The following is a 9,233-nucleotide window of genomic DNA, read 5'->3' as shown; positions in this document are numbered from 1 at the left end:
CATCTCTGCTGTCACCGCCCCGTGCCGCGTGGTGGCACAGATGACAAACTATGTTTCGCACGTCAAGGGCGCCGGCATGGACCCAAAAACTGTCCCGCTCACATTCTTTCGGAAGACTTCGGGTTCGATCAGAGGGCCCTTCGACGAGATCATCAAACCCCAGCACGTCAAGCTCCTGGACTACGAGATCGAGATCGGTCTGGTGATTGGCCGCGATATCCCGCTCGGCACCGAGCTCACGGAGTCGAACCTGGCCGACTTCATCGCCGGCCTGGTTGTGACGAACGACGTCTCGGCCCGCGACGTCCAGCTGACGAAAACCCAGTTCTATGAAGCCAAGTCGTATCCAACATTCACCCCGGTCGGCCCGGCCCTGGTACTTCTCGACGCCGACGAGCTCAACCGCTTCGGCGATCTGCGCCTCGAATTGCGGGTCAACGGCGAAGTACGCCAAGACATGCTCGTTCGCGGCGACATGATCTACCCACCGCTACAGGCGTTGCAGTCGTTGGCGCGATTCCAGCCGTTGGGCACAGGCGACCTGATCATGACCGGCACGCCGGTGGGCACAGCTCTGGGCGCGCCACCCAAACCGGCGGAGCTAAAGGCCTTCTTGGAACGCGAGGCCAGCAACCCGAAGTACCTACAGCACGGCGATATCTTGGAAGTCTCAATTGCAACCAATGACGGCGCCATCAACCTCGGCACCCAGCGCACCTCTGTGAGGCATGCGTGAAAGAGGTGCCGATCCAGTTCCTCTGCACCGGGAAAGCTGACCTGCGATGACCGACAAGAACGCGGCAGCTACCGAGGACATCCTCGCCTACAGCGGCGCCGGCGCCGGGCTCGAGGCCGTGATGGCAAACGCTGCCTCCGCCGGAATCGGCGGAGTGCTTCCGCTGCCCGAGTTGACCCGGTTCGCGTGGTCGTTGGCCTGGCACCCGAAACCGGTCGCATCGCGGATCGGGCGGCTCGCAACGCAGCTGATGGAGATCGGACGCGGCAAACCAACGGAGGCGCCCGGCCGTTTGGACAGCCGTTTCAGGGACCGCGCCTGGGCGGACAACTCGTTGCTGAACGGAGTGGCACTGTCCTACCTGGCCTGCTGCGACAGCGTCCAAGGTGCGCTCGACGACGCCGATGTCGACTGGCGCACCAGGGAACGGCTTCGGCTGTTCATCGACAACGTGATGGCTGCGGCCGCGCCCACCAATAACCCGCTGACGAACCCGGCCTTCTGGAAGGAGCTCATCGACACCGGCGGCAGGAGCCTGAGGGCGGGCGTGGACAACCTTGTAACCGACCTTCGCTTACCCACCAAGTTGCCGAGTAGCGTCGATCAGTCGGCCTACCGCATCGGCGAAACCATCGCCGCCACACCCGGAAAGGTGGTGCGACGGAGCCGGATCTACGAGCTGATCCAATATCAGCCGCGCGCCAAAGAGATCGACGAGGTCGCGGTGCTGCTGGTCTCGTCACCAGTGAACAAGTACTACCTGGTTGACCTCGAGCCCGAGCAGTCGGTCATACGCGCAGAGCTGGACCGCGGTCGCAGCGTTTTCGTGGCGTCCTGGGTCAATCCCGACGCCAGCCACGCCGACATCGGCTTCGACGACTACGTGTCGAGCACCGTCGAGATGCTCGAGACGGTCTCCGACATCAGCGGCTCCACCACCAGCCACCTGCTCGGCCTGTGCGGCGGGGGCGTGCTCGCCTTTTTAACCGCCGCATACCTGGCCGCGATTGGACAACAGCACATACTCGCGACACTGACCATCGCCATCGCAGTCCTCGATTACGACCGGGGCCCATCGGCCATGGCGTATCTCGACCAGAAGCAGGTCGACCGTGCTGTACGTCGCGCGATCAAGCACGGCTACTTCGACGCCCGTGAGTCGGCGTGGTCGTTCGCGCTGATCCGGCCCATCGAAGGCATCTGGGCAAACGCTGTGCACAACTACCTGCTCGGCAAGCCGCCACCCGCCGTGGGACTGCTCTACTGGGCGGCTGACCAAACCAATTTGGCCACCCGCTTCGGCGCGCAAATGATGGAGGCTGCGCTGGAGAATACGCTCACCCGGCCCGGCGGAGTCAGTGTCAGCGGGGTGCCGATCGACGCCGGACAGATCACCGTCGATACCTACGTCCTTGCCGCGTCGACCGACCACATCTCCCCATGGCAGAACTGCTATCGGACGGTCTCGATGGTCGGTGGCGACGTGACATTCGTGCTCGCACATGGCGGACACGCCATCGCGATCGCCAGAGCGCCGGGCAGCACGCGAGCCAGCTATCGCACGGGTGACATCGGTGGTACCGATCCGCAGACGTGGCTCTCCGACTCGGTCGACAACCAGGGCAGCTGGTGGGACCACTGGAACGTCTGGATCGAGCAGCACACCCCCGGCAAACGGCCGGCACCCATCCAACTGGGAAACGACACCTACCCGCCAATGGGTGACGCGCCGGGCGAATACGTCCGCCGCGTAGTCACTTTCCCCACCGAGACATCGACCGCGAAAGGTACCCAATGACCATCCTCGACCGATTCCGACTCGACGGCCGGGTCGCCATCTTGACCGGCGCATCCAGCGGCCTGGGTGTCGGGTTCGCTGCTGCGCTCGCCGAAGCCGGCGCCGACCTCGCCCTCGGCGCCCGCCGAGCGGACCGCCTCGCAGAAACCTGCACCCTCGTCGAGAACACGGGACGCCGCGCGATCGCCGTGCGCACTGACGTCGCGGACCCCGACGACTGCACAGCCCTGGTCGACGCGGCTATGACCACCTACGGGCGCGTAGACATTCTCGTCAACAATGCCGGAGTCGGCACCGCCATACCCGCACTCAAGGAATCCCCCGACCAGTTCCGATCGGTCATCGAGATCAATCTCAACGGCTGCTACTGGATGGCGCAGGCCTGCGCGCGCGTCATGCGCCCCGGCAGTTCGATCGTAAACATTGCCAGTGTGCTGGGACTCACCACCACTGGCCTGCCGCAAGCCGCATACTCGTCATCGAAGGCCGGCCTCATCGGCCTCACCCGCGATCTTGCACAGCAATGGACCTCCCGCAAGGGAATTCGCGTGAACGCACTCGCTCCGGGCTTCTTCGAATCCGAAATGAGTGACAGCATGGACCGCAACCACGTCGACACACAGATCCTCCCACGCGTCCTCGCCGGGCGCCTCGGCGTGCACGCCGAACTCGCCGCCGCACTGATCTTCCTCGCCAGCGACGCCGGAAGTTATGTCACCGGCATAACCTTGCCGGTCGACGGCGGAGTGCTGACAACCTGACGTCACTCTGGGTTACGTAAGCCAACTCCGTTGCACCACAGGGTCGTCAAGTTTTGTGACGCAACATCGCGGTCGTACGGGCTGCCGAACAGCCGCCAAACTCTCGTTGCGTGGCCCACCATGGCTGCCAATGCGTCACCGGCATGATCGGCGTCGAGCGTCGCGTCGGCAATGCCCGCTGCTTGCCAGCGGCGCAGACTGGTCGCAATCGCTGAGGCGAAATGGCGGTGTACCGCAAGGCGCAAATCGATGAGTTCCGGGTGGGTTCCGATGGCCTCGTCGAGACGTAGCAGCAACAGTGATGTGTGACCGGGGTAGTCGTCCAAGTAGCGATCGACGGCAGCATTGACGCGCTGGATGGCATGTGCGCGCAATTGAGCGGGCGTCCGCACTTTCGTATCGTCGGTATCGCGGGCGCCGTCGCCGCCGCTACCGGTGCCAACGGTGTTGTGCAGCGTGGCGAGGTGTTCGTGCAAGACCGCGGTGAAAACCGCTTGCTTGCCTGAAAAGTGGTGGTAGAAGGACCCGATGGCGGCTCCCGCTTGATTGGCGATGTCGGTGATCCGCGCGGCATGATAGCCGTCGCGCTCGATGACGTCGCGAGCCGCGGCGATCAGCGCCGCCCGCGTTTGGGCCGCGCGGCCGTGCAGCGCCCCGCTACCGGCGGTCTCCTCGGCGCTGCCCATGGTGACATGCCAGGCCTGCTTCTTGGAGCCATACGTGGCGTAGAACGTCGACAGAGCGACGCCGGCCTTGTCGGTGATGTCGCGGATGTGGGTGCCCGCGTAACCCTTCTGTTCGAACAGGTCTCGCACCGCGCGATGCAATGCTTCCCTGACGTCGTGACCTTCCGCGGCGCTGGTCGTCATCGCAGAGGCGGTCCCCACCGCACCTCTTTGCGCAGCGTGGCCTTCAGCAGCTTGCCCGCCGCGTTGCGGGGCAGCGGATCATCCGAAACGCTCACGTACTGGGGAACTTTGAAGTCGGCGAGCCGTTCGTGGCAGTGCTTCAGCACGTCACCGACGACGATCTGCTCACCGCCACCGAAGAGCACAGCACCGACTTTTTCACCCATCACCGCATCCGGCACCGCGACCACCGCGGCCTCGGCGACACCGGGGGCGGTCGCGAGCGCGTTTTCTACCTCCACACTGGAGACGTTCTCACCCCCACGGTTGATGATGTCCTTCGTCCTATCGATGATGTGCACACGCCCAGCGTCGTCGACCCTGACCACGTCTCCCGTGTGCAGCCAGCCGTCGGCGATGGTTTGGGCGGTGGCCTCGGGGCGGTTCCAATAGCCCGGCATGACGTTTGCCCCGCGCACCAACAACTCCCCGGTGGTGGCGTCGTCTCCCACGGGCTTGATCGCGATATCCACCGACGGCACGGCATAGCCAACTGAATCCGCATGCCCAAGGGCGTCGCCGTGGGGCAACACGGTGGTCAACGAGGACGTTTCGGTCATCCCGTAGCCATTGAACACATCGGCGTTGCCGAACTTCGACCGCAGCGCATCGACCAACGACGTTGCGATCGGCGCTCCGCCGTATCCCACCCATCGGAGGTGGCTAACATCGGCGTCGGCGAGGTCGGATCGACCAAGCAGCAGGGCATAGATGGCCGGGACGGTCACCATCAGCGTGATCCGTTCGCGCGCAAGCACGGTCGGTATCGCGGGAAGATCCAACGTCGGCATGATCACCGAGGTGCCGCCCAGATATGTCGCGGCGATCAATTGGGAGTTGCAGCCCGTCACATGAAACAGCGGCACGCAAATCAGTGTCCGCAACTCGGCCCCGATGTCACGGGGAATGTCTAGGCAACGAACGACGTTTTCGGCGTTGGTCAAAAATGCCTCATGGGTGGTCGGCACGCCCTTCGGCCGCCCCGTCGTTCCCGACGTGTAGAACAACGCGGCGATATCACCACCGGTGAGGTCGTCGGCCACATAGGGCTCGGCGTCGGGCATGGAGGTCTCCGCCGACAGTTCGATACGCGCATCGCTGTCCTCGACGACGAAGCCAACCTCGGGTGCGGCCGAGCGGGTGTTGATCGCCACCGGGATGCCACCCGCCATGAGGGTGCCCCAGAACCCCAGCACCCAGTTGGCACCAGCCGGATGGCGTAGGGCCACCCGGGCCCCGGGTTGCAGCCCGGCCGTGCGCAATCCGCCGGCGACCCGCGCGGCGCGGTCCCACAACTGCCGGTAGGTCAGGCGCTGGCCACCCAGTTCGACCACGGCCTCGGCCTCGGGACGGTCAGTGACATGACTTTCGAGCATTTCCAGCAGTGACGTCGGCAGCACTTCATAGTGCGGTACACCGTGTTCGTCATAGAAGATCCCCGTCTGCGAAAACGGACTCAGTGCGGTGGGAACCTCGTGGATCTCCACCTCGACCATCGTGTTTTCTCCCTACTTGTCGGACGGGTAAGAACCGCCTGCCGACGCGAGTGTCCACTCAGATTACCAGAACAAGAATCGACCTTGAATTCTGATTCGAATTGTTCTCGGCGCTTGAGCTGGGCTATGGTCCAGAAATGGATCTGGGAATCGCTGGTCGGCACCGAGCGATGAGGGCAACGGCACGGAACCGGGCTGCTGCGGCCACCACCAACGGCGCTGCGCCCGGAGTCGATGAGTTCTGGTTGGGTCATCCGCTGCTCGAATTCCGGTCTTCTGGTGAGCTGGCACGATTGCTCGCAGACCCCGTATTGCGGGGTCGCGGCGTGCCCCACGGTGATGGCCGCACCGTGCTGCTGCTACCGGGCTTCCTCGTTTCCGACGCGACATTGAGGCTGCTGGCCCGGTTTTTGAGGCGCATCGGCTACCGTCCGGTTGCCAGTGGAATCCGGTTCAATTCCGGGTGCGGCGACAGCTTCGATGAGCGAATGGTCGGCGTCATCGAACGCGAGTACTCGATGGGCGGCCGGCGCCTGGCCATCGTCGGGCATAGCCGCGGCGGCCACTACGCCAGATCCCTCGCGGCACGCTATCCCGATCGGGTCTCCCACATCGTCACGATGGGCGCCGGGGCGGAGGATCCACTTGACGTCTCGATGTTGACCAAGTGCGGCGCCGCGGTCATGCGGAGCGCCCTGGCCGGCTGTGCCGCCGCGCGATCCGAGCGTGGATGCCTCACCCTGCGCTGCACCTGCGCATACGGCGCGGGTTTCTCCGCACCTTTTCCTAGCGAGGTCAGATTCACATCGATCTACTCGCGCACCGACGGAGTGGTGCGCTGGCAGTCATGTGTCGCCGATTACGCGACCTGCGTGGAGGTGCACGGAAGTCACATCGGCCTGGCATTCAACCGGCACGCCTACCGCGCGGTTGCCGAGGCTTTGGCGGTACCGGCCACCGACGAATAGTCACGATCCGTCGTCTGATTCATCGAGCACGCGAAACGCCCTGCGAATACGCCAGCGGTGTTGATGGCATCACCAGCGGCCGACAGCGGAGCCAGCAAGCGATGCTGCATGGTCGTAAGTGCGTGGTATGACTGGTCGGCCTGCGGTGGCGAGATGATCCAGGTGCGGCGGATCGTGTCACTGGTTGGGCATCTCGGAGTGTCGGTGCAAGAAGGATGTCTCGACTCTTAAGACGTCCTCGTGGTCAAGCCCGCCGGCGTAGACGTCGTAGTGTCCGCCGCGGCTCCGGTATAGCTCTCCGCGGGGTGCGCGTGCAGCCACGGCCAACGCCGGTCCGGTAGGAGCCATGGTGTCGTGCTCGGCGACAACCATGAGCAGCGGGCATCGGGCATTCCGGGCGTGTCTCACCGGTCGGTGCATCGTCACGTCAAGCAGAGACCGGGCGGTGATCGCGTTGGACCAGGACCCATCGCCGGGGTCGAGTCGGGCCATGCCGATCATCGCATCGTCGGTTGCGATCACTCCGAGCTGCCCCGGGGGCACGCTGATGGGCAGATAGCGCGGGGGTCGGCCGAACACTGACCCAGCCAGGTCGGCCAGGGCGGACGCAGTAAGTCGCAGCGCGCGGAGCACCGAGATGTTGGTCAGCCCGGCCAAACCGTCCACCAGCGGGCATTGCGCAATGGCGCCCGCCAGACCGGGTTCACTGGCGGCCAGCTCGACAATGTGCATGCCGGCAAATGAGGTGCCCCACACAAACATCCGTGCCGCGTCGAACTCCTCCTGGGTGCGTGCCCAAGCCAGTGCAGAGCGGTAGTCCTGGAGCTGACGACGAATAGAAAGGAACTGTCGTGGCTCACCGGTGGCGTCACCCCAGTGTCGGTAGTCGAACGCAATTGCGGCAAATCCGCTGCTGGCGAATCGTTGTGCGAAGGGCGCTAAGCCACCGGCCTTGATGCCGCCGATACCGTGCGCCATGACCACGACCGGAACCGGACCGGGCCGGTCGGGCATGTACACCCAGGCATCAAGCTGGTCGCCCGCGCCCGCTGGGATCCGCAGCTGGCGGCGGACGGCGCAGCCCGTCACGATGTCACCGCGCCCGGTGTGATGATCGCTGCGCCCGCGCTACGGGCCAAGTCGGCGCCGAATAGTGCGCCCGGGGTGAATGCGCCTGGGCCGACCTGACCGTCGCTTATCCGTGTGGCGGTGTGCGCGGCGACCCTGGCGGTGAAGCGGTAGCCCTCCCCGGTGCGGAGCCACGCTTCACGATGCGTGCCGTCGGGCCACTCGAGTCGCGCGTACGCCCAGGAGATGTCGCCGGACTTCACCGGTGGAGTCAACCGAACGCGGCTGACCAGCCGCTGAGCCCCGGCCCGGATCGGCTGTGCGGCGAGCACTGCCGATAGCACCGGCAGGACCGCGCGCACTGTTCGCCCGCTGGGCACCTCACTGGAGAAGGCCACCACATCGTCAGCCCCTGATGCGCGGCGTGCCGCTTCCAGCTCACCGGTCGGAACCGCGAGGCACTGGCTTGCGGGCAAGTCCGGCAACGGAATCGACGCGTGCTCGGCGCCAAGCCGTGTCCGCACCAAGTGCCCGTCCCGGTAACGCCGACCGCCATATGCGACGGCATCGATCACACTGGACAGCACGGCCGAGCCCAAGCCGTCCACGGCGGGCATCGCTGCGACCGTCGCGCGGGCTGCTGCGGGTCGGCCGTTGCACAACTCGATGACCAGCGCCTCGGTGGCCAGCACACCGAAACCCGCTCCGGTGACCAGCGTGACTCCCCCGCTTCTTGCGTCGGCATCCATGTTCAGCAGCGCCTGCACCGGCGGCAGCTCGTTAGCCAAGTCCACGTAGTGGCTCCCGGCGGCCAGGCATGCTCGCGCCAGCGGCGTGCTTGTCTCGCCGAACGGGCCGATGGTGTTCACCACGACCGCTGGCTTTTCGGCCGCGATCAGCGCAACCAAGTCGGACGGTCCGGGCGACAGAATCGTCCGGTTCTGCCCTCCCAGCGATGCGGCAACTGCGGCCAGCCGGTCGTGGTCACGTCCGACGAGTACCACATCGGCGTCGCCGCCGATCAGTTCAGAAGCGATTGCGCGGCCGCCCTTGCCGGTCGCGCCGAGTACCCAGATTGTTGGCATACATTTACGGTACAGCGTGCATCGTTAATATGTCAACGCTAGTGTTCTGGTGATCACATGTCAGTGCTCCGAGGCCGCCCACGCGACACTGCCTTAGACACCGCGATCGCGAATGCGACTGAGGCAGTGTTGCTTTCGCATGGGTATTCAGCGGTGAACATCGATCGGGTCGCCAAGCTGGCCGGCACCACCCGCGCGGCGATCTACCGTCGGGCAAAGACTCCCGGCGAGCTCGTCGTCGCGCTGCTGGTGAGCCGCTTCGGGATCGATCCCGCCCCCGACAGCGGTAATTTGCGCGAGGATTTGCGGCTGATACAGGAACTTCAGCGCCAATTCTTCGTCGACCCCATGGTGCAGGCCGCTTTGGCCGGTGTGCTCAATGATGTCCGAGACAACGGTGAGCTCGGCGAGGT

The 9,233-nt window shown here is 65.0% G+C and carries 9 protein-coding genes; 5 read left to right on the top strand and 4 right to left on the bottom strand.

Annotation, left to right across the window (positions count from 1 at the left end; all coding sequences use genetic code 11):
* The 3 genes from VNW74_RS01010 to VNW74_RS01000 form a co-directional block, all read left to right on the top strand.
* Window positions 1-736 (top strand): fumarylacetoacetate hydrolase family protein (locus VNW74_RS01010; protein WP_325674745.1); only part of this gene is annotated, 736 nt, incomplete at its 5' end.
* Window positions 737-782: 46 nt separating this feature from the next.
* Window positions 783-2,534 (top strand): PHA/PHB synthase family protein, encoded by a 1,752-nt coding sequence (locus VNW74_RS01005; protein WP_325674744.1) that lies wholly within the window; start codon window positions 783-785, stop codon window positions 2,532-2,534.
* A complete protein-coding gene (locus VNW74_RS01000) occupies window positions 2,531-3,295 on the top strand; it encodes an SDR family NAD(P)-dependent oxidoreductase (protein WP_325674743.1) in 765 nt (254 codons plus the stop codon). Before VNW74_RS01005 ends, VNW74_RS01000 begins: the two co-directional genes overlap by 4 nt.
* Window positions 3,296-3,297: 2 nt before the next feature.
* Here the strand turns inward: VNW74_RS01000 and VNW74_RS00995 are convergent, their stop codons facing one another.
* The gene (locus VNW74_RS00995; protein ID WP_325674742.1) at window positions 3,298-4,182 is read right to left on the bottom strand and encodes a TetR/AcrR family transcriptional regulator; all 885 of its coding nucleotides are present in this window, start codon (window positions 4,180-4,182) and stop codon (window positions 3,298-3,300) included.
* Window positions 4,161-5,699, bottom strand: coding sequence for a class I adenylate-forming enzyme family protein (locus tag VNW74_RS00990; protein WP_325674741.1), 1,539 nt, complete (start codon window positions 5,697-5,699; stop codon window positions 4,161-4,163). The genes VNW74_RS00995 and VNW74_RS00990 overlap by 22 nt, the downstream gene beginning before the upstream one ends.
* Window positions 5,700-5,836: 137 nt before the next feature.
* On the opposite strand from VNW74_RS00990, the gene VNW74_RS00985 reads away from it, so the two are divergent.
* Complete coding sequence (locus VNW74_RS00985; RefSeq protein WP_325674740.1) at window positions 5,837-6,667, top strand: alpha/beta hydrolase; 831 nt, start codon at window positions 5,837-5,839, stop codon at window positions 6,665-6,667.
* A 177-nt stretch (window positions 6,668-6,844) separates the two neighbouring features.
* Here the strand turns inward: VNW74_RS00985 and VNW74_RS00980 are convergent, their stop codons facing one another.
* A complete protein-coding gene (locus VNW74_RS00980; protein WP_325674739.1) occupies window positions 6,845-7,756 on the bottom strand; it encodes an alpha/beta hydrolase in 912 nt (303 codons plus the stop codon).
* Window positions 7,753-8,820 (bottom strand): saccharopine dehydrogenase NADP-binding domain-containing protein, encoded by a 1,068-nt coding sequence (locus tag VNW74_RS00975; RefSeq protein WP_325674738.1) that lies wholly within the window; start codon window positions 8,818-8,820, stop codon window positions 7,753-7,755. Before VNW74_RS00975 ends, VNW74_RS00980 begins: the two co-directional genes overlap by 4 nt.
* Before the next feature lie 57 nt (window positions 8,821-8,877).
* On the opposite strand from VNW74_RS00975, the gene VNW74_RS00970 reads away from it, so the two are divergent.
* Window positions 8,878-9,233, top strand: a 356-nt coding sequence (locus VNW74_RS00970) for a helix-turn-helix domain-containing protein (RefSeq protein WP_325674737.1), incomplete at its 3' end; no start/stop codon positions are given.

Origin of the sequence: Mycobacterium sp. (genome assembly GCF_035570115.1) — a bacterium.
GTDB lineage: Bacteria > Actinomycetota > Actinomycetes > Mycobacteriales > Mycobacteriaceae > Mycobacterium.
The sequence above is the reverse complement of the archived record's forward strand: the minus strand, read 5'-3'. Positions and strand labels throughout refer to the sequence as shown.

Bases quoted from the DNA above. Each gene is read 5' to 3' on its own strand.
- VNW74_RS01005 (WP_325674744.1), top strand. From the start codon at position 783: ATGACCGACAAGAACGCGGCAGCTACCGAGGACATCCTCGCCTACAGC.
- VNW74_RS01000 (WP_325674743.1), top strand. From the start codon at position 2,531: ATGACCATCCTCGACCGATTCCGACTCGACGGCCGGGTCGCCATCTTG.
- VNW74_RS00990 (WP_325674741.1), bottom strand. From the start codon at position 5,699: ATGGTCGAGGTGGAGATCCACGAGGTTCCCACCGCACTGAGTCCGTTT.
- VNW74_RS00985 (WP_325674740.1), top strand. From the start codon at position 5,837: ATGGATCTGGGAATCGCTGGTCGGCACCGAGCGATGAGGGCAACGGCA.
- VNW74_RS00975 (WP_325674738.1), bottom strand. From the start codon at position 8,820: ATGCCAACAATCTGGGTACTCGGCGCGACCGGCAAGGGCGGCCGCGCA.